The sequence below is a fragment of the Nocardiopsis quinghaiensis genome, assembly GCF_008638365.1.
GTDB lineage: Bacteria > Actinomycetota > Actinomycetes > Streptosporangiales > Streptosporangiaceae > Nocardiopsis > Nocardiopsis quinghaiensis.
On the sequence record NZ_VWVU01000007.1, the window covers coordinates 68,228 to 88,591 of the forward strand.

Here is a 20,364-nt window from a genome sequence, read left to right on the forward strand (position 1 = left end):
GCGCCGGGACTGGAACCGTTAACAGTGGAACCCTCGTCGAGGGTGAGAAGGAAGCCCCGGCATGGCCTCGGACGGTGGGCGGAGGGCGCGACGGCTAATACCAGTGAGAAAAGGGAGTCGAACCCCAGAAGGAAGCCGCCGCATGGCCGCCCTGGTCCCCGCGGTGAGGGAAGCGTGAGGACTGGCCCGGCCCGCCACGCGGATACCGGGTCCGTTGGAGGAGGAAGCCCTCACATGGCCTCACCACCACGGATACTAGCCCAGCGGCCCCGGCCCCGCACCCGGTTTCTCCTCGGGTACGGCGGCCGGGCCGGTCAGTCCGGCAGGAGCGTGCCCAGCTCCCGCGCGGTGAACACCTCGGCCCCCTCCGGCAGCCCGTCCGGGCGCTCCAGACCGACGTAGGCCCAGCGCTCCCCCTCGGGCACCGCCTCCCGCGCCGCCTCCTCGGCGTCGAACGGCGCCACCAGGGCACCGGCCCGCGCCGTCATCGTGAGCAGGTCGCCCACGGTGACGGCGTCGCGCTCCACCAGTGCCCGGGCCAGCAGACCCGCGGACACCCCGGTATCCTCCACCTGGTTGAACGCCAGCCGACCCGTCATGAACAGGTGCAGCCACCGCGCGGTCCACCGGTCGTCCTCACCGCGGGAGAACACCAGCGGGAGCGCGACCCGCGCCGCCCCGCGCAGACCGGACTTGGCCCGCACGGTCCTCGGCTCGAACGGCATGCCCTCCTGCTCGCCGTCGCGGGTCATGAAGCCGAAGAAGCTCTCGGCCAGCTCCATGAAGCCCTCACCGGCGTACACCAGCACCTGCGGCACCACGTGCCTCACCTGGGGGTCCATCGTGGCCAGGCTCAGATCGATCATCTCGGTGGCACCCTCGGGTGCCTCCACGATGTCACCCGAGTGCACCGCGCCCCCGCCCCCCAGACGGGTCCAGGACACCTGCCCGGCCGAGGCGAAGTCGGCGTCGAGCATCTGCACCGACAGGTCGAGGTCGGTGCGGAGCTCCTGCTGGCGCCAGTGGACGAAGAAGCGCAGCCGGTCACCGGTGACCGGCATGGCCGATCCCCTCGGAAGCACGCCCACGCCCCCGGCCACACCCTTGCCCGAGCGCGGCACCGCGACCGTGCGCACGGCCTCGTCCACCAGCACCCGGTCGAAGCGGGGCAGGCGCCGGGCGATGGCCCGGTCCAGTGCCCCCACCACGGGATCGACCCGGTCGGCGGGCAGCGGCTCGCGCCTCTCGGGCTCGACCCAGGCGCGGGCCCGCTGGTTGACGAACATCCGGGCCACACCCGGCCGCCGGCGGGAGGCCAGGTGCTCGCGCGCCGACACCAGGACGCGCGGAGCGACCTGGTCGGCGCGGACGTCCACCGTTCCCGCGACCCGCTCCGCCTCCTCTTCCGAGGCCTGGCTCAGGACCCGGTCGAGGCTCCGGACGAGCATCCCGGGCGCGGTGGCCAGCAGGTCGACCACCCGGCCGGTGTCACCGTCGGCGAAGGCCGCCTCCACCCGCGCGTCGAAGCCGCGCACCCGGCTCTGCCCGCGCGCCACCGCGAACACCTCGCGCGCGTACTCCAGCCGCGGGTACTCGTGGGGGTGCAGGCGCTCGCCGAGCCGCTTGAACGGCTCCCGGTACCGGGCCACGTCGCCGAGCTTGGCCCGGCTGTTCCCCACCACGCCCTCCAGCGCGGTCATCAGGGCGCGGCGCTCGCTCCGACGGAAGGACCGGAACCGGGTGGGCCCGTCCAGGGTGACGTCTCCGTCGGAGAGTGCGCAGGCCAGGCGGAGGACGTCGGTGACGGTGTCCGCGAGCGGGGCGCGGCCCTCGCTCATCCGGGCGCGGTTGACGACGGCGCGGTTCTCCCGGACCGGGATGCGCTCGGGCTGCTCCGCCCCGGCGCACTCGGCGGCCAGCAGCTCCAGCAGGACGAGGTCGTCCTCGCTGAGCGGCAGCGGACTCGCCGCCAGGTCCAGGTACAGGGCGTGCGCCTCCTCCGCCAGGGGGCGCCCCAGGTGCAGCACGCTGACGCGGTCCTTGGCACCCTCCACGAAGGACTCGTGGGCCTCCAGCAGCGCGCCGAAGCCGTGCTGGTAGCGGCCGTACCGGGGCAGCCCCAGCAGGTCGACGCCGCCGACCGTGAGGACGGTCTCCGCCTTGACGCCGGGGTCTGCGAGAGCGTCGGCCAGGCACTCCAGCCAGAACCGGGACGTGTCCGGCACGTTCGCCGGGAAGTCGAGGAAGTAGACGTTGTGCCGCACGTGGTCGCCGACCGCCGCGCGGACGGCCGACAGCACGGGTCCGACCGCCGCCAGGACGTCCTCGGGCCGGAGTCCGGACAGGTGCCGCAGCAGGTCCGCGGAGCAGGTGAAGCCCGCGGTGAGCAGGGCGGCGTCGAACCGGCGCGCCATGGAGGTGCCGTCGCCGAGTTCTCCGGCCGGCTCCGGGACGCGCAGGGTCCGCTTGACGATCTCCGAGTGCAGCATGCGCAGCATCGTCGCACTTCGGCAGCGGTGTCCGCTACGCGTTTTCCGGGGGCGGGCGGTTCGGGAGGCATGACGCCCGTGGGGCCCGTGACCGGCAGCGGTCACGGGCCCCACGGGCCCCACGGGCGTGTGAGCGGGTGCTCAGACGCGGCCGATGGCGCTGCACAGGGCCTTCAGCGAGGCCGTGGTGATGCTGCTGTGGATGCCCACGCCCCACACCACGTTGCCGTCGATGTCGGCCTCCACGTAGGCGGCGGCGCGGGCGTCGCCGTCCCCGCCCATGGAGTGCTCCACGTAGTCCATGACGCGGACCTTGACGTCCACGTCGGCCAGGGCGTCGCAGAACGCGGAGATCGGACCGTTGCCGGTACCGGCCAGCTCGCGGATCTCGCCGTTGACGCGGGCGTCGGCCTCGATCCGGTACGTGCCGTCGCCGTCGGTGGAGGAGCGGTGCGCCAGCACCGCGACCGGGCCGCCGTCGGACAGGTAGGTCGTGGAGAAGATCTCCCAGATGCGCTCGGCGGCGAACTCGCCGCCCTCGGCGTCGGTGAACTTCTGGATGACCTGTGAGAACTCGATCTGCAGGCGGCGCGGCAGGTCCAGCGCGTGGTCGCGCTGCATGATGTAGGAGACGCCGCCCTTGCCCGACTGGCTGTTGACCCGGATGACCGCCTCGTAGTTGCGGCCCACGTCCTTGGGGTCGATGGGCAGGTAGGGCACGTCCCAGGCGGCTTCCTCCTCCTGGGCGGCGAAGCCCTTCTTGATGGCGTCCTGGTGGGAGCCGGAGAAGGCGGTGTAGACCAGGTCGCCGCCGTAGGGGTGGCGCGGGGCGACCGGCAGCTGGGTGCAGTGCTCGACGCTGCGGCGGATCTCGTCGATGTCGGAGAAGTCGATCATGGGGTCCACGCCCTGGCTGAACAGGTTCATGCCCAGGGTGACCAGGCAGACGTTGCCGGTGCGCTCCCCGTGCCCGAACAGGCAGCCCTCGACGCGGTCGGCCCCGGCCATGACGGCCAGTTCGGCCGAGGCCACGCCGGTGCCGCGGTCGTTGTGCGGGTGTACCGACAGGACCACGTGCTCGCGCCGCGACAGGTTGCGGCTCATCCACTCGATCTGGTCGGCGTAGACGTTGGGCGTGGAGCGCTCGACGGTGGCGGGCAGGTTCAGGATGATCTCGCGGCCCGGACCGGGCCGCCAGACGTCCATGACGGCCTCGCAGACCTCCAGGGCGAAGTCCGGCTCGGTGTCGATGAAGATCTCGGGCGAGTACTCGTAGCCGAAGTACTCGGTTCCCTCCAGGTACTGCTCGGCGAAGCGCATGACGTGCCGGGTGCCCTCGACGGCGATCGCCTTGCAGGCCTCGCGGTCCACCCGGAAGACGACGCGGCGGAAGGTGGGCGCGGTGGCGTTGTACAGGTGCACCGTGGCGCGCTTGGCCCCGACCAGGCTCTGCACGGTGCGCTCGATCAGGTCCTCGCGGGCCTGGGTCAGCACCGAGATCTGCACGTCGTCGGGGATCAGGTCCCCCTCGACCAGGGACCGGACGAAGTCGAAGTCGGTCTGGCTGGCGGAGGGGAAGCCGACCTCGATCTCCTTGTAGCCCATCCGGACCAGCAGCTCGAACATCTCGTGCTTGCGGGCGGGGTCCATGGGCTCGATCAGCGCCTGGTTGCCGTCGCGCAGGTCCGTGGACAGCCAGCGCGGCGCCTCGGTGATGGTCTTCGCCGGCCAGGTGCGGTCAGGCAGGTCCACCGGCGCGAAGGGCGCGTAGCGGTGGAAGGGCATGGGGCTGGGCTTCTGCTGCGGCACCATATCGGTGGCTCCTCGGGTGGTTCTGGCGCGTGGTCACGGTCGACCAGGGCAAGCCGAAGTCCCGCGGCGAGGGAGCCGACCTTTTAACGACCCCCGCCGCGGCCGCTAAGGAGAAGCAGCTCGCGCAGCATAGTGACCGCAACGTTAGCAGACCGGCACGAGATCCTGGTACCTCGCGTCCGCATAATGGGACGCACATCACCTGACCTGGGAACTCTCCGAGTGGCGGGGCGAGGCGCCGTGGGCCGCGCCACTACGGGTACCTCGATTTCGAGAGACCCTCGACAGGTCTGTACCATTTCCAGTGAACCCTTCAGTGCTAGGGGGGTTGTTGCAGATCCCGCCGACGGGACCCAGGGTGCGGCCAACACCCGAGGCCGCCACCGGGCGCGCCGCACAGCGCGCTGGTGGCCGTGCCGGTACCGTCGGCGGGATTTCTCGTCCGCGCGGGCTCAGCCCTCCAGACGCGGGTAGTCGGTGTAGCCCCGGTGGTCGCCGCCGTAGTAGGTGGCCCGGTCGGGCGCGTTGAAGGGCCCTCCCGCCCGGATCCGGTCGGGGAGGTCGGGGTTGGCGAGCCAGGCGGCGGCCACGGCGACGGCGTCCGCACGCTCCTCGGCCAGGGCCGCGGTGACGGGGCCGAGGTCGGTTCCGGAGGCGGTGTTGAGCACGAACGCGCCCGCCCACTCCTTGCGCAGCCGCTGGGTGTACTCGGCCGAGCCCGATTCGGTCAGGTGCAGGTAGGCCAGGTCGGAGGAGCGGTGCCGCAGCCCGTCGAGCAGGGCGAGGTACTGCTCCAGGGGGTCGTTCTCGCTGATGCCGTTGAAGGCGGTGCCCGGGGAGACGCGCAGGCCCGTGCGGTCGGCGCCGATGGTGTCGGCGACGGCGTCCACGGCCTCCACCGCGAAGCGGGCCCTGTTCTCGGCGCTGCCGCCGTAGGCGTCGGTGCGCCGGTTGCTGCCGTCGGCGAGGAACTGCTGGATGAGGTAGCCGTTGGCGCCGTGCACCTCCACTCCGTCGAACCCGGCGGCGACCGCGTTCCGGGAGGCGGAGGCGAAGTCGTCCAGGGCCTCGGCGATGTCGGAGGCGGTCATCTCGCGCGGCACCGGGTGCGGAAGCATCTTCTCGCCGTCGAACAGGGACGCGCCCGAGCGGACGGCGGACGGTCCGACCGGCAGGCCGCCGTCGGGGTAGAGGACGGGGTGGCCGATCCGGCCCGCGTGCATGATCTGCGCGAAGATACGGCCTCCTCCCTCGTGGACGGCGCCGGTGACGCGCTTCCACGCCTCGACCTGCTCGGCGCTGTGCAGGCCCGGGGTGTGGATGTAGCCCTGGCCGCGGACGCTGGGCTGGACCCCCTCGGTGATGATCAGTCCGGCCGAGGCGCGCTGGGCGTAGTACTCGACGACCAGGTCGCCCGGGCTGCCGCCACGGGAGCGCGAACGGGTCATCGGTGCCATGAACAGGCGGTTGGGCAGCTGCATCCGGCCGATCCCGACGGGATCGAACAGGTCGCTCATGAAGGCTCCGTGGATCTGGGTGCGTGAGGGCCGTGCCCTCGGGGACGCCCTCACGTTAGGAGGGGGTGTCGTCCGCCTCCTCGCCGGGTGCCGTCCGCCCGGGGAACGGACCGTCCCCGCCGCACGGCGACGGGGGCTCCGAGACCGTCGCCGGCGTCACCGGACAGAAGCTCCAGCGGGTCCGATCCGCCCCGGGCTCCCCGTGGCCGGATCCGGCCACGGGGTGCGCCTGTGTGCGCGGACGCGAAGCGGGCTTCACCTGCCCCGGGGGTTAAACAAGTCAGTTCGCCACGTATGTGACAGAAAGTTAGCCATATTGACAGAACGCATGGCTTTCTTTTGCAATAACGCCACGTATCCGACGCCTCACCCCCGCTCACGGAGGCATCGTGGCAATCAGCCCCCTTCGAAGAACCCTCGTTCCCGTGGCCGTCGGCGCCCTGCTCCTGGGCACCCTGGCCGCAGGCGCCGCCGCCGAACCGGCCTATGACCTCTACGAGGTCCACGGCGCCCTCACCGCCCAGGACCGCACGGAGATCGCCGCCACCGGCGCCGCCATCGACCAGGTCGGTGACGACTCGGTCCTGGTCACCGCGACTCCCGACGACGCCGCGGAGATCGGCCGGCTCGGCTACGGCGTCGATGAGTTCGATCCGCCGGTCCCCCTCGCCAGCCCCGACCCCGGCTACACCACCTACGCGGAACTGCTCGGCGTCGTCGACCAGGTGGTGGCCGAGAACCCCGGTATCGCGACGAAGTCGGTCATCGGACGGTCCCACGAGGGACGCGACCTGGTCGCGGTCAGGATCAGTGACAACGCGAACGCGGACGAGGACGAGCCCGAGGTCCTCTTCGTCCACGCCCAGCACGCGCGCGAGCACCTCACCGTGGAGATGGCCGTCCACCTGATGCACCTGCTCACCGACGGGTACGGCAGCGATCCGCGGATCACCGACCTGGTCGACAGCCGCGAGATCTGGATCCTGCCCAACGTCAACCCCGACGGCAGCGAGTACGACATGTCGGGCACCGACTGGCGGAACTGGCGCAAGAACCGCCAGCCCAACCGGGGTTCCTCCGCCCTCGGCACCGACCTCAACCGCAACTGGGACTACATGTGGGGCTGCTGCGGCGGCTCCTCGGGCAACCCGAGCGGCATCACCTACCGGGGTTCGGCCCCCGAGTCCGCGACCGAGGTGCGCGTGATCGCCGACTTCGTGCGCGGCCGGGTCGTCGGCGGCGAGCAGCAGATCACCACCGCCATCGACTTCCACACCTACAGCGAACTCATCCTGTGGCCGTTCGGCCACACCTACTCCGACGTCACCGGGGGCATGACCCGGGAGGAGTACGAGACCCACGCGGCGCTGGGCGAGCACATGGCCGACGCCAACGGCTACACGCCCCAGCAGTCCAGCGACCTCTACGTCACCGACGGGTCGATCAACGACTGGCTGTGGGGCGACCAGCGCATCGTCAACTTCACCTATGAGATGTACCCGCGCAGCGCGTGGGCGGGCGGCTTCTACCCGCCCTCGTCGGTGATCGAACGCGAGACCGCGCGCAACGAGGAGGCCGTGCTGCGCCTGCTCGACTACGCGGACTGCCCGTATCGGATCATCGGCGCGGAGGCGGCCCACTGCGGCTGACCCGCAGGTGCCGGCCCCGGGCGCGCGGCCCGGGGCCGGCACCGGTCAGAACTTCCCTTCGCAGGCCTGCTGGACGTCGTCGGCGCCGAAGTCCTCCACGTAGGTCTCCTCCGGGGCCTCCTGGAGGTAGCCGTCCGTCTGGGCGCCGTAGAGCATGACGGGGTCCTCCCCGTTCCACTTGAACTGCAGCTGGCAGTCCTCGCTGGCCTCGTAGGTGGCCCACCAGAACCCCTGGGAGTCCGGTGGAGTGATCCTGAACTCCTCACCGGGGAGCCCGTTCTCCACCAGCAGTTGCTGGAACTCCTCCTCCGATCCGCCCTCGGGGGAACAGGCGGCTAGGGTGAGCGCGGCGGCCGCGGCCGCGGCCGCGGAGAGGAAACGCGCGTGGGGGAACATGCTTCCCAACTTCCGAGAGTGCCGACGACGGATCCGTTGCATTCGCCCGTTTCCTGACACGGCGGTCCCGTCGTCCACGTGTTTTCCACGTTTCCCCAGGTCCGAGCTGGAGAAAACGCACGTCACGACACACTCCGGACACAACCCCGTAACGGGGCGTCCGTCCGGGCCCGCGGGCCCGGACGGGAGACGGCCGCCTCCCGTCCGGGCCCCTCGGCGAGGGGGTCAGGCGCCGGGGACCGGCTCGAACTCCTTCACCGCGTCGATCGCGGGACCGTGCGGGGTGTTGGCCTCGCGCTCGATCATGATCTCGACGAGCACCGGCCGCGAGGTGGCCTGGGCCTGCTTGCGGGCCCACTCCAGGGACTCGCGGATCTGCCCGGGCTCCCACACGCGGCGTCCGGAGCAGCCGTAGGCCTCCATCAGCTTGACGTTGTCGGTGCCGTACTCGTCGTAGTGGATGTCCACCTGGTAGTTCATGTCGAACGGGACCGAGGCCTGGCGGATCAGGCCCAGGTACTCGTTGTTGAGCATGATGATCACGTAGGGGACGTCGTACTGGGCGGCCACGGCCAGTTCCTCGACCATGTACTGGAAACCGTAGTCGCCGACGATCCCCACGACCTCGGCGTCCGGATCGGTGCCCTTCAGCGCCTTCTTGACCCCGATGGCGGCGGGGATCTCCCAGCCGAGCGGGCCCGCCTGGCCGCAGATCTGGTAGTGGCGCGGCTTGTGCGCCTTCTGGTGCTGGCCGCCCCAGATCTGGTAGAGGCCGATCGCGGTGACGAAGTAGGTGTCCTCGTCGAAGACCTCGTTGATCTCCTTGTAGACGCGCGGGGCCTTGACCGGGACCGTGTCGAAGTCCTCCCGGCGGGTCAGGGTGGACCTGAGCTCGCCGATCCGGTCGATCCAGGGCCGCACCTCCGCCGTGACGCCGCGGCGCCTGGCCGCGGCCAGCAGCTCGCGGAGGAACACCCTGGCGTCGGAGACCACCCCCAGGTCGGGTTCGAAGACCCGGCCGAGTTGGGTGGCCTCGATGTCGACGTGGACGAACCTGCGCTCGCCCCGGTAGACGTCGATCTGGCCGGTGTGGCGGTCGGCGAACCTCGCGCCCACGGCCAGGACCAGGTCCGACTCCAGGAAGGAGGCGTTGCCGTAGCGCTGGGAGGTCTGCACGCCGGTCATACCGGAGTACAGGGGCGAGTCCTCGTCGAAGGAGCCCTTGCCCATGAGCGTGACCTGTACCGGCACCTGGAGGTGCTCGGCCAGCTCACGCAGCTCCTCGGACGCCTCGGCCAGGATCACGCCGCCCCCGGAGAGGATCAGCGGACGCTCGGCCTCCAGCAGCATGTCCAGCGCGCGCTCGACCCGCGGAAGGTGCGGCTCGACCGTGTTGACCCTCAGCGGGGCGTCGATGGTGGGGTCGTAGTCGATCACCTGCTGGGCGACGTCCAGCGGGATGTCCACCAGCACCGGGCCGGGGCGGCCCTGCCGCGCGACGCGGAACGCCTCCCGGAAGATCCAGGGCGCGGTGGCGGCCTCCTTGATCTGGACGGCCCACTTGGTGACGGGCTTGGCGATCTCGACGATGTCGACCGCCTGGAAGCCCTCCTTGTCCAGCAGGTCGGTGCGCTGCTGGCCGGTGATGCACACGATCGGGACGGAGTCCGCGATGGCCGTGTACAGGCCGGTGATCATGTTGGTCCCGGCGGGACCGGAGGTGCCGATGGCCACACCGACCTTGCCGGTGGTGCGGGACCAGCCGTCGGCCATGTGGGTGGCGCCCTCCTCGTGGCGGACGGTCAGGTGCTCGATACCGCCGACCTGCTCCATCGCCTTGTAGAGCGGCAGGATGGCTGCTCCGGGACAGCCGAAGGCGGTGTCGACGCCCTCGTTCTTGAGGACCTCCACGACCGCGTTCATCGCGGGCATCTGTGGCATGGGAAGTGAACCCTTCGGTACTGGGGCTCCTGGACGCTCGCCCGGCCCCGGGACGTGGTCCGGGCGCCCGAGGGCGGGAACCTGCGGCGCCTTCGGGACGCACGGACACGGAGGACGGCGAGGCGGAGCCCCGGAGGGAAAGCAGTGCTAGGGGTGTTGTGGGCCGGACGGCCGCGCCGACGGTGTCCCGGGTGCGGCCAACACCGGGGACGCCGGAGCGGGACCGTGCAAAGGGGAACCGCGCGGGACGGGGCCGCTACCGGCCGGAGAGCTGCTCGACGATCCTCAGCAGCGCGGAGTGGTCGAGCGAGCCGTGGCCCTGGGCCTTCAGCGCGGCGACGTACTGCGCCACCTGCGCACCGAGCGGGATCGCGATCCCGGCGGCGTGCGCGGAGTCGGTGACGATGCGCATGTCCTTGTCGTGCAGGGCGATGCGGAAGCCCGGGGAGAAGTCGCGCTCGCGCATGGCCCTGCCCTTGCGCTGGAGCACGGTGCTGCCCGCGAGCCCGCCGCCCAGGACCTCCAGGCCGGACTCGGTGTCCACTCCGTGCGCCTCCAGGAAGACCAGGGCCTCGGCCAGGAGCTGGATGTTGCCCGCGACGATGAGCTGGTTGGCGGCCTTGACCGTCTGGCCGGAACCGCTCGGGCCGACCAGGACGGGGGTGCTGCCCAGGACGTCGAAGACGGGTCGGGCCGCCTCGAAGTCGTCCTGGTTCCCGCCGACCATGATGGAGAGCTTGGCCTCGACGGCACCGGCCTCACCGCCGCTGACGGGAGCGTCCAGGACCCGCAGGCCGCGCGCGGTCCCGGCCTCGGCGACCTCCCGGGCGACGTCCGGTCGGATGGTGCTCATGTCGATGACCAGGGTGCCGGGCTTGGCGTTGTCGTAGACGCCGCCCTCGCCGAGCATGGCCTCCCGCACGTCCGGGGAGTCCGGGACCATGGTGATGACGGCGTCGGCGTCGGCGACGGCCCCGGCGACGCTCCCCCCGCGCAGTCCGCCCTCGGCCACCAGGGCGGCGACGCGGTCGTCGGTGAGGTTGTGGCCGGTGACGGTGTAGCCGGCGCGGACGAGGTTGACGGCCATGGGCAGGCCCATGATGCCGAGACCGATGAAGGCGATCTTCTTGACGGGCACGTTGGCCCCCTTCGTGGCTGGTGCTCGTGTGGGTGTTCGCATGCTGCGTGGCTGGTGCTCGTGTGGCTGTGCGGTACCGCGCGGCCGGTGCTCGTGCGGCTGCCCGGTGCCACTCGGCCGGTCCGTGCCGGACGGCTCCGTCACGGCGCGGGCGGGGTGCTCCGGATGCTCAGTCCAGCCAGCCGAAGCTCTTCTCGCTGGGGACGGTCGGTTTGTACTCCAGGCCGACGAGGCCGTCGTAGCCCGCGGCCTGGGCGGCTGTGAGGAGGTCGTGGATCGGCAGCCGCCCGCTGCCGGGTTCCCCGCGCCCGGGGCTGTCGGCGATCTGCATGTGCCCGAACTCGGCGGCGTGGCCGCGGACCACGGCGGCGGCGTCGTCGCCGTTGACCACGAGGTGGTACAGGTCCGCGAGCAGGGCGACGTTGTCGGCTCCGGCCTCCCCGGCCCGGGCCACGAACGCGAGTCCGTCCGCGGCGGTCGTGAACGGGTAGCCCTCGGCACCGCTGATGGGCTCGATGAGCACGGTGCCGCCGACCCCGGCCACGGCCCGGGCGGCCGCGAGGGTGTTCTCCAGCGCGGTCCGGTCCTGTTCGGCGGGGTCGGTCCCGGGCTGGCGCAGTCCGTAGAGGGCGTTGAACCCGGTGGCGCCCGTGCGCTCGGCGATGCGCACCACGACGTCGATGTTGGCTTGGAACTCCGCGCTGCGCCAGGGGTGTGAGAGTACGCCCCGGTCGGGGCCGGGGAGCACCCCCGCGAAGAAGTTGAGGCCGGTGAGGCGGACTCCGGCCCTGTCCAGGGCCTTGACGAAGGCGTCGACCTCGTCCTGGGGCGGGGTCGGGCTCTCGAACGGCCACCAGAACTCGACGGCGTCGAAGCCCGCCTCACGCGCGGCCCGGGGCCGCTCGTGGAGCGGGAGTTCGGTGAACAGCAGGGAGCAGTTCACCGTGTACCCGAGGGTGTGGCTCATACCTTGCCTCCAGCTTATACTTTCACCATGTGGAAAGTAGTTTTCGCTTTAAGGAATGATTGAAGTGTGCGGTGGCCGCCCCCGCTTGTCAACCACCCCCCGGGGGGACGCCACCCGCGCCGACGCCCGCCCCACGGACGCCCTCCGGCGGACGCCGCGAGCCCCTCGCCCTTGGTGCGGACGTACGGATCTTCCTGGCGCGATGACACGCATCTCCTCGCTTCCAGACGATTGCGCCGAGGGTGTTGACAGGGTCACACTGCTATCAACTAGAGTCCCTGCAATCCGCAATACGGAATTATTTGTCTGCACTACGAAATTCTCGGAGCGCGTTCCACGGAGCCCACGGGCTGAGGACCGCGGGCGCCCGCCGAGCCACGGGAGAGCACATGCCCGAGACCACCCCGGAGGAGCGGGCGGACGGATCCGACCCGGGTCTGGACCGCCTGAACAAGCTGCCCGAGGAGGAGTTGCGCGCCCGGCTGGCGCAGTGCCTGAACGTGGACCGCTGGGTCGGGGCCCTCGTCTCCGAGGCGCCCTTCCCCGACCGGGCCGCCCTGTTGGCATCCGCCGACGGGCACGCGCGCTCGATCACCGCCGCCGAGGTGGCCACGGCCCTGGACCGCCACCCCCGCATCGGGGAGAGGGCCACGGGCGGCGGCACCGAGTCCACCTGGTCACGCGGGGAGCAGTCCGCCTTCGCCGCCGGCACGGACGACGCGTCGGAGCGCGTGCAGCGGGTCTTCGCCCACGCCCAGCGTGAGTACGAGGACAGGTTCGGGCAGATCTACCTGGTCTGCGCCAGCGGACGCCCCGGCCACGAACTCCTGGCCGACCTGGTCGGTCGCCTGTCCAACGACCGCGACACCGAACTGCGCGTGGTGGGCGACGAACTGCGCAAGATCGCCGGGCTGCGCCTGGTGAAACTTCTGGAGGACGCATGAGCCATGTGACCACCCACGTGCTCGACGCCGCCCTGGGGCGTCCCGCCCGCGACGTCCCCGTGCGGCTGGAGGCCGCGGCCGACGGCGACCGCGGGTCCTGGAGGACCATCGCCGAGGCGCGCACCAACGACGACGGACGCGTGCCCGACCTGGGGCCCGACCGGCTCGCCGCGGGGTTCTACCGGGTCGTCCTCGACACCGCCGCCTACTTCGACGCGACCGGCCAGCGCGGGTTCTACCCCGAGGTCGCCATCGTGTTCGACCTCGCCGACGAGGACGCGCACTACCACGTCCCGTTGCTGCTGAGCCCGTTCGCGTACTCGACCTACCGGGGCTCCTAGCCACGACCGGCACGGACCACGACCGGCACGGACCCGGCCCGACCGAGGGGAGCGGCTGACAGGAGAGGTTTTCCAGCCAAGGTGCGACACCTGAATCTTCGAGTGCGTGACAGGTCCTTCCGCATGACCACAGCGGTCCTCCCTCGTACGCACGGCGCGCATGCGCGCACGATGACGACTTCACGTATCCACACGGACGGAGTTCACCCTGATGGGCATCCGACTCGGAGACAACCAGTACGGCAAGGCCGAGGTCCGCCTCGTCCACGTCAACCGCGACACCGACGTCCACCGGATCAAGGACGTCAACGTCACCTCCCAGCTGCGCGGGGAGCTGGAGTCGGTCCACACCGCCGGCGACAACAGCACGTGCCTGCCGACCGACACCCAGAAGAACACCGTCTACGCCAAGGCCCGCGAGTGGGGCGGCGTCGGCGCCATCGAGGAGTTCGCCCTGCGCCTGGCCCGGCACTTCGTGGACGAGCACTCCTACGTGCACGGGGCCCGGCAGGAGGTCCACGAGTACTCCTGGGACCGGATCGAGACCGCCGACGGCCCGCACGACCACGCGTTCTCCCGGCGGGGCGCCGAGACCCGCACCACGGTCGTCAACAAGGACGGCGCGCGGGAGTGGGTGGTCTCCGGCTTCGAGGGCCTGTCCGTGCTCAAGTCCACCGGCTCGGAGTTCCACGGCTACCCGAAGACCAAGTACACGACGCTGCCGGAGACGACCGACCGCATCCTGGCCACCGACGTCACCGCCCGCTGGCGCTACGTCGGCGTGGACCACGACTTCGACGGTGCCTACGCCTCCATCCGCGCCCTGTGCCTGGAGGCCTTCGCCCGGACGCACAGCCTGGCCCTGCAGCAGTCCCTCTACGAGATGGGCAGGGCCGTCCTGGAGGCCCGTCCCGAGGTCGCCGAGATCCGCTTCTCCATGCCGAACAACCACCACTTCCTGGTGGACCTGGCCCCCTTCGGCCTGGACAACCCGAACGAGGTCTTCTTCGCCGCCGACCGGCCCTACGGCAAGATCGAGGCCACCGTCGAGCGCGACGACGCACCCGGTGCCGGGGACGCCTGGAAGGCCGTACCGGGCTTCGTGTAGCCCCTCCCCGGGGCCCGTCGCGCGTGACCGGGCCCCGGCACCCCTCTCCCCGTGACCGGAAGGTCCTCCCCCGGTCCCCGGCCCGCTCACCGCGGCGGGCTCCCCCGGCCTCGGCGTGCCCGGATCCCGGGCCGCCCGGCCGGTGCGACACCACCGGGCCGCGTGCCCGAGATCCCGGCCCCCTCCCGGGTGGCCGCCGAGCGCAAAGGCTGGAAACTGGCCATGTCGAACAGTCCGCCCACGAAGGACCCGGCCACAACGAACGCCTCGTCCCCCGCCCGCCCCGAGGACGAGAGGCTGCCCCTGCGCCTGCTGCTCGTCTACGGGCTCCAGCACATCCTGACCATGTACGCCGGCGCGGTGGCGCCCGCCCTCGTCATCGGCGCCTCCGCCGGACTCGCGAACGACCCCGCGGCCATGGGCATCCTGGTCAGCGGTGCGCTCCTGGCGGCGGGCTTCGCCACACTCCTGCAGACCGTGGGCCACCGGCGCGTCGGCGCCCAGATGCCGATCGTGGTGGCCTGCTCCTTCGTCCCCGTCAGCGCCATCACCGCGCTCGCCGCCGGTCAGAACGGCGAGAACCTGCCCGTCGCCTTCGGCGCCTCCCTCGCCGCCGGGCTCTTCGCCCTGGTGCTGACGCCGTTCTTCGGGCAGCTCGTCCGCTTCTTCCCCCCGATCGTCACGGGCACCATCATCACCGTCATCGGCATCAGCCTGATGCCGGTGGCCGCCCGGTGGATCATGGACGGCGCCACCCGCACCCTGGATGACGGCTCCTCCGTCCCGGCCGCACCGCCGGCCGGCCTGGCCCTGGCGGGGCTGACCCTGACGGTCATCCTGGTCGGCTCCCGGGTCCTCCCCGGTATCTGGGGACGGCTGTCCATCCTGCTGGGCCTGCTCGTGGGCACCCTGGCCGCCCTCCCCGCGGGCATGGCCGACTTCAGCCGGATCGGCGAGGCCGACACCGTGTTCGACCCGACCTCGCTGTTCTACTTCGGCGCGCCCCGGTTCGAGGCCGCGGCGATCATCACCATGTGCGTCATCATGCTCGTGGTCCTGACCGAGGGCGCCTCGCACATCATCGCGGTCGGCGAGATCACCGGTTCCAAGGTGGACGCCAAGCGCATCTCCGCGGGCCTGCGCGCCGACGTGAGCGGCTCCCTCATCGGGCCGGTCTTCAGCGCCACCCCCACCAGCTCGTTCGCGCAGAACATCGGTCTGCTGGCCCTGACCAAGGTGCGCAGCAGGTACGTGGTCGCCACCGGGGCGGGCATCCTCATCGCCCTCGGGCTGTTCCCGGTGCTCGGCGGCGTCATGGCCGCCATCCCCGCCCCCGTGCTCGGCGGGGCGGGCCTGGTCCTGTTCGGCAGCGTGGCCGCCAGCGGCATCAAGACCCTGGCCAAGGTGGACTTCACCCACAACCTCAACCTGGTGCTGGTGTCGGCCTCCATCGGCGTGGCGATCATCCCGCTGGCCTACCCGACCTTCTACGCCCACCTGCCCGAGTCGGTCGAGCTGGTCGCGCACTCGGGCATCATCGGGGCGGCCGTCACCGCGATCGTGCTGAACGTGTGCTTCAACGTGGTCGGCCGTGCTCGGGACGCCGCCTCCCCGAGCACGATCGACACCGAGGAGATCGGCAGCGCCGGTCCCGGCGAGGCCAAGTACACCGACCAGGCGGGAGCGGCCTACCTGCGCGACGGCTCCGAGAGCCTGGGGGACCCCCGTTCCTGACTCCCCGGTGCGGGGCGGGCGGAGCTCACGCGTGCGCGCGCCCCGCACCGGTGGGACCGGGCACGCCGGTTCCCCCGACACGGACAGCACGAACACCGGCGGCACGAACACCGGTGTTCCGTTCAGAAGAGCTGAATGGTATCCCTGGGAACGTGACCGACTGGGACCTGCGCAAGCTACGCGTCCTCCGCGCCCTGGAGGAGTTCGGAACCGTCAGGGCCACGGCGGATGCCCTGAGCATGACCCCCTCCGCCGTGTCCCAGCAGCTCTCCTCCCTCTCCCAGCAGGTGGGGGTCGCGCTGCTGGAGGCGCACGGACGGAGGGTCCGCCTCACCGAGGCGGCGCACGCCCTGCTCCGGCACACCGACATCGTGCTCGCCCAACTGGAACGGGCCGAGGCCGAACTGGACGGCTTCGCCCGGGGCGAGGCCGGGCGCGTACGCGTCGGCGCCTTCGCCACGGCCATCCCCAGCCTCGTGGTACCCGCGCTGGACACGCTCCGGCGCGAGTACCCCGGCCTCACCACGAAGGTGCACCAGGCCGAGGCCGCCGAGGTCTACGACCTGCTCTCGGCGGGGGAGGTCGACGTCGGACTGTCGCTGGCCGCCCAGGCCCCCCACGGCCACGACGGCCGCTACGACCGGCGCGAGCTGCTCACCGACCCCCTGGACGCGGCCCTGCCCGTCCACCACCGCCTGGCCTCCGCCCGGGCCCTGCGCCTGCGCGACCTCGCCGAGGAGCCCTGGATCTACGGGGCGGCGGGCCCCTGGCGCGACATCACCGTCGCCGCCTGCGCCCAGGCCGGCTTCGTGCCCGAACAGGCACACGTGGCCTCCGACTGGAGGGCCATCCTCGACATGGTCGCGGCGGGCATGGGCGTCGCGCTGGTCCCCCGCCTGGCCGCCGCGGACGACACCCCCGGCGTCAGCCTGCGGGTCCTGCGCTCCGACCAGCCGCGCCGCCACGTGGTCTGCGCGGTGCGCTCCGGCTCGGGCGGGCGGCCGCAGACCGCCGTGGTGCTGCGCGCCCTGGCGGACACCGCGGCTGGACTGGGCGGCACTATTGTTCAGTCCAACTGAACAGAGTGATCGGAAACTTTCACTGGACGTAACCATTTCACCTTGAGACTCTAGAAATATCCGATAAGTCCACATTTCTGGAGAAACATGAGCGGGGCCCAGCCCACCGATCCGCGCGCCTACAACGCCCAGCCGTACTCGGGCGGTGACCCCTACGCCGACTACCGCCGCACCGACCTCGACTTCTCGGCCCGGGTCGACCTGGCCGACCGCCGCCTGGGCGCCGGTGTCGTCGCCGCCAACGACGAGTTCTTCGCCCACCGCGAGAACCTGCTGCGGACCGAACCGGCCGTGTTCGACCCACACGCCTTCGGGCACAAGGGCAAGGTCATGGACGGCTGGGAGACCCGCAGGCGCCGGGGCGTGAGCGCGGACCAACCGCACCCCACCGCCGAGGACCACGACTGGGCCCTGGTCCGCCTCGGCCTTCCCGGCCTGGTCAGGGGCCTGGTCGTGGACACCGCGCACTTCCGCGGCAACCACCCCCGCGAGGTCAGCGTGGAGGCCGCCCACCTGGCGGGCACCCCCACCACCGACGAACTGCTCGACGCGGAGTGGACCGAGATCGTCCCCCGCACCCACGTGTACGGACATGCCGCCAACGGCTTCACGGTGAGGGCCGGGCGCCGGTGGACCCACCTGCGCCTCAAGCAGTTCCCCGACGGCGGCGTCGCGCGCCTGCGCGTGTACGGCGACCCCGTTCCCGACCCCGACTGGCTGACCGCCCTCGGCGGCTTCGACGTGGCCGCCCTGGTCAACGGCGGTACGGTCGAGGACGCCTCCGACCGCTTCTACTCGCCGCCGGTCAACATCATCTCCCCCGGACGCTCCCACAAGATGGACGACGGCTGGGAGAACCGCCGCCGCCGCGACACCGGCCACGACTGGGTGCGCTTCCGCCTCACCGCCCAGGCCTCGGTCCGCGCCCTGGAACTGGACACCTCCTACTACAAGGGCAACGCCGCGGGCTGGGTGACCGTCCTCGGCCGGGACGCCCACTCCAGCGCCCCGGAGGAGTGGTTCGAGATCGTGGGCCGCACCCGCCTGGAGCCCGACAGCGCACACCGCTTCGTCCTGGGCTCACCGGTCACCGCCACCCACGTGCGCACCGACGTCTTCCCCGACGGCGGCATCGCTCGCCTGAACGTCTTCGGCTCGCTGACCGGGACCGGCACCGCCGACCTCCGGCACCGCTGGGACTCCCTCTGCGGCTGAAGCACGGGTGCCGCGGCGGAGCTTCCGGGCGGTCCCTCGTCGCGGCACCGGAGGCCTCCCCCACGCGCCGGGGGCGGGCGGCGCGTTCGCGCCGCCCGCCCCCGGTCGCGGTCTCCGCGCCCGGGACCTACTCCCGTACGAGCATCCGCCCGGCCGTGTCGTCCGGGCCGACGTCCTCGCCGCGCAGAACGGTGCGGCGCACGCGTCCGAACAGTCGCGCACCGTCGTAGGGGCTCACCGGGTGGCGGTGCCGGAGCTCGCGCACGTCGACCCGGAAGGACTCCTCCGGGGCGACCACAGCGAAGTCGGCGTCGTGGCCGGGAGTGAGGCCCCCCTTGCCGCGCAGGCCGGCCACCCGCGCGGGACCGGCGGCCATCCACCGCACCACGTCCTCCAGCGACATGCCCCGGGCCCGCGCCTCGGTCCACACCGCGGAGAAGCCGACCTGGAGTCCGGACACCCCGCCCCACGCGGTGCCGAAGTCACCGGTGTCCGGGTCCTTGAGCTCGGGGGTGCTCGGCGAGTGGTCGCTGACCACGCAGTCGATCAGCCCGTCCGCGAGCGCCCGCCACAGCAGATCGCGGTTGGCGGAGTCGCGGATGGGCGGGCAGCACTTGTACTGGGTGGCCCCGGCGGGCACCCCCTCGGCCTCCAGGGTGAGGTAGTGCGGGCAGGTCTCCACGGTCAGCGCCACGCCGTCCGCCTTGGCCTGGGCGATCAGCGGCAGCGCGGAGGCGCTGGACAGGTGCAGCACGTGCACCCGGGTCCCCGTGGCCTTGGCCGCCTCGATCACCCGGGCGATCGCCGCGTTCTCGGCGGTGTCGGGCCGTGAGGCCAGGAAGGCGGCGTAGTCGCGCCCGGCGGCGGACGGCGCGCCCTCCAGGACGGCGGGGTCCTCGGCGTGCACGATGAGGCGGCCGCCGAACTCCCCGATCGCCCCGGCCGCCGAGAGCAGCTCCTCCGGAGACAGGTGGCCGAACTCCTCCACCCCGGACGGGGACAGGAACGCCTTGAACCCGTACACCCCCTCCTGCCAGAGCGCGGCGAGCTCCTTGGTGGCACCGGGACGGCTGTTCTCGGGTACGGCACCGCCCCAGAAACCCACGTCCACGGCGAGCTTTCCCTCGGCGGCGGCGCGCTTGGCCTCCAGCCCGCCGACGGTGGTGGTCGGCGGCACGCTGTTGAGCGGCATGTCCAACAGCGTGGTGATCCCGCCCAGGGCGGCGGCGCGGGTGGCGGAGGCGAAGCCCTCCCACCGGGTGCGGCCCGGCTCGTTGACGTGCACGTGGGTGTCGACCAGCCCCGGCAGCAGCACCTCGTCGTCGGCCAGGACGATCTCACGGCGGGCGATGAGGGCGGCGTCATCCCCGGACAGGACACTGACGACACGCCCGTCGAGCACCCCGACGGTGACGGACCGCTCCCCCTCCGGGGTGAGGGCGCGGCGGGCGCGGACGGCGAGATCGTGTTGGGTCATCTGGTGTGGGGCGGATACTCCCGTCCTCAGGCGGGAGGGAAAGCCCCTGCCTCCTTCTGCGTGGTGTAGCCGTAACCGTCCGCCCGCTGGAGCGGGCGCGGGTTCTTCCATGAGGTCCTGACCGGGCCATGCGGGGTTTGCGGAGTGTGGCCGCCAGTGCTGCGCACCGCCACCAGTCCGGCACGCGTGCGGGCACAGGCACCGCGCCCGGCGCACCCGACGACCAGGACCGTGGCGGCGGTCGTGGCGGTGGTCCTGACGGTCTCGGCCCTGCTGGCGGCCGGCGCGTCGGGGGTGTGGGACCCGGGCGGGTGGTCGCGGACGCGGTTCCACCTGGTGCGCCCGCCCGAGGCCACATGGGTGGGCAGGTGCCCGTCCGGGGTGGCGCCACCGGCGGCAGGTGCACCGCCGGTGGTCTCCCCCCGCACATGTTCCACACCGGGTGTCACGCGCACGCGGCCTCCTCGCCCCGTTCCGTCCCTGTTCCCCGGGGTGTCCGCTGACGCGGATTCCAGGGCAGGCCGCTGAGGGAGCACGGCCTGGCGGGTCCTCGGTCC

General features: G+C 71.9%; 16 protein-coding genes. 7 read left to right on the forward strand and 9 right to left on the reverse strand.

Annotated elements, in window-relative coordinates:
- Positions 1 to 314: 314 nt before the first annotated feature.
- The 3 genes from FYX01_RS15730 to FYX01_RS15740 form a co-directional block, all read right to left on the reverse strand.
- On the reverse strand, positions 315 to 2,498 hold the full coding sequence (locus tag FYX01_RS15730; RefSeq protein ID WP_150242030.1) for a TerD family protein: 2,184 nt from the start codon (positions 2,496 to 2,498) through the stop codon (positions 315 to 317).
- A 132-nt stretch (positions 2,499 to 2,630) separates the two neighbouring features.
- Positions 2,631 to 4,301, reverse strand: a complete 1,671-nt coding sequence (leuA, locus tag FYX01_RS15735; protein ID WP_150242032.1) for a 2-isopropylmalate synthase — start codon at positions 4,299 to 4,301, stop codon at positions 2,631 to 2,633.
- A gap of 452 nt (positions 4,302 to 4,753) precedes the next feature.
- Positions 4,754 to 5,818: an alkene reductase gene (locus FYX01_RS15740; RefSeq protein WP_150242034.1), complete on the reverse strand. Its 1,065-nt coding sequence runs from the start codon at positions 5,816 to 5,818 to the stop codon at positions 4,754 to 4,756.
- 389 nt (positions 5,819 to 6,207) lie between these two features.
- Between FYX01_RS15740 and FYX01_RS15745 the strand changes: the two genes are divergently transcribed.
- On the forward strand, positions 6,208 to 7,467 hold the full coding sequence (locus FYX01_RS15745) for a M14 family metallopeptidase (protein ID WP_394350473.1): 1,260 nt from the start codon (positions 6,208 to 6,210) through the stop codon (positions 7,465 to 7,467).
- 45 nt (positions 7,468 to 7,512) lie between these two features.
- On the opposite strand, the gene FYX01_RS15750 is transcribed toward FYX01_RS15745, so the two are convergent.
- The 4 genes from FYX01_RS15750 to FYX01_RS15765 all read right to left on the reverse strand — a co-directional run bounded on the left by FYX01_RS15750 (position 7,513) and on the right by FYX01_RS15765 (position 11,909).
- Positions 7,513 to 7,863, reverse strand: a complete 351-nt coding sequence (locus FYX01_RS15750) for a hypothetical protein (RefSeq protein WP_150242038.1) — start codon at positions 7,861 to 7,863, stop codon at positions 7,513 to 7,515.
- Between the two features lie 225 nt (positions 7,864 to 8,088).
- Positions 8,089 to 9,804, reverse strand: a complete 1,716-nt coding sequence (gene gcl / locus FYX01_RS15755; protein WP_150242040.1) for a glyoxylate carboligase — start codon at positions 9,802 to 9,804, stop codon at positions 8,089 to 8,091.
- A 256-nt stretch (positions 9,805 to 10,060) separates the two neighbouring features.
- The gene (locus FYX01_RS15760; protein WP_150242042.1) at positions 10,061 to 10,942 is read right to left on the reverse strand and encodes a 2-hydroxy-3-oxopropionate reductase; all 882 of its coding nucleotides are present in this window, start codon (positions 10,940 to 10,942) and stop codon (positions 10,061 to 10,063) included.
- A gap of 169 nt (positions 10,943 to 11,111) precedes the next feature.
- Positions 11,112 to 11,909: a hydroxypyruvate isomerase family protein gene (locus FYX01_RS15765; RefSeq protein WP_150242044.1), complete on the reverse strand. Its 798-nt coding sequence runs from the start codon at positions 11,907 to 11,909 to the stop codon at positions 11,112 to 11,114.
- Positions 11,910 to 12,298: 389 nt separating this feature from the next.
- Here FYX01_RS15765 and uraD point away from each other — a divergent pair, with 389 nt between their 5' ends.
- The 6 genes from uraD to alc all read left to right on the forward strand — a co-directional run bounded on the left by uraD (position 12,299) and on the right by alc (position 18,330).
- Complete coding sequence (gene uraD / locus FYX01_RS15770; RefSeq protein ID WP_150242046.1) at positions 12,299 to 12,853, forward strand: 2-oxo-4-hydroxy-4-carboxy-5-ureidoimidazoline decarboxylase; 555 nt, start codon at positions 12,299 to 12,301, stop codon at positions 12,851 to 12,853.
- Positions 12,850 to 13,194, forward strand: coding sequence for a hydroxyisourate hydrolase (gene uraH, locus FYX01_RS15775; RefSeq protein WP_150242048.1), 345 nt, complete (start codon positions 12,850 to 12,852; stop codon positions 13,192 to 13,194). Before uraD ends, uraH begins: the two co-directional genes overlap by 4 nt.
- A 211-nt stretch (positions 13,195 to 13,405) precedes the next feature.
- A complete protein-coding gene (gene pucL, locus FYX01_RS15780; RefSeq protein ID WP_150242050.1) occupies positions 13,406 to 14,302 on the forward strand; it encodes a factor-independent urate hydroxylase in 897 nt (298 codons plus the stop codon).
- Between the two features lie 222 nt (positions 14,303 to 14,524).
- Positions 14,525 to 16,036: a nucleobase:cation symporter-2 family protein gene (locus FYX01_RS15785; protein ID WP_150242324.1), complete on the forward strand. Its 1,512-nt coding sequence runs from the start codon at positions 14,525 to 14,527 to the stop codon at positions 16,034 to 16,036.
- A 152-nt stretch (positions 16,037 to 16,188) separates the two neighbouring features.
- Entirely contained in the window at positions 16,189 to 17,115 is a 927-nt protein-coding gene (locus FYX01_RS15790; protein ID WP_150242052.1) for a LysR family transcriptional regulator, read from the forward strand.
- Positions 17,116 to 17,202: 87 nt separating this feature from the next.
- Positions 17,203 to 18,330, forward strand: coding sequence for an allantoicase (gene alc / locus FYX01_RS15795; RefSeq protein ID WP_150242054.1), 1,128 nt, complete (start codon positions 17,203 to 17,205; stop codon positions 18,328 to 18,330).
- Between the two features lie 127 nt (positions 18,331 to 18,457).
- Here alc and allB read toward each other — a convergent pair whose 3' ends face one another.
- Together allB and FYX01_RS15805 are read right to left on the reverse strand one after the other, a co-directional pair.
- Positions 18,458 to 19,807, reverse strand: a complete 1,350-nt coding sequence (allB, locus tag FYX01_RS15800) for an allantoinase AllB (RefSeq protein ID WP_150242056.1) — start codon at positions 19,805 to 19,807, stop codon at positions 18,458 to 18,460.
- Between the two features lie 26 nt (positions 19,808 to 19,833).
- Positions 19,834 to 20,262: a hypothetical protein gene (locus FYX01_RS15805; RefSeq protein WP_150242058.1), complete on the reverse strand. Its 429-nt coding sequence runs from the start codon at positions 20,260 to 20,262 to the stop codon at positions 19,834 to 19,836.
- Positions 20,263 to 20,364: the final 102 nt, after the last annotated feature.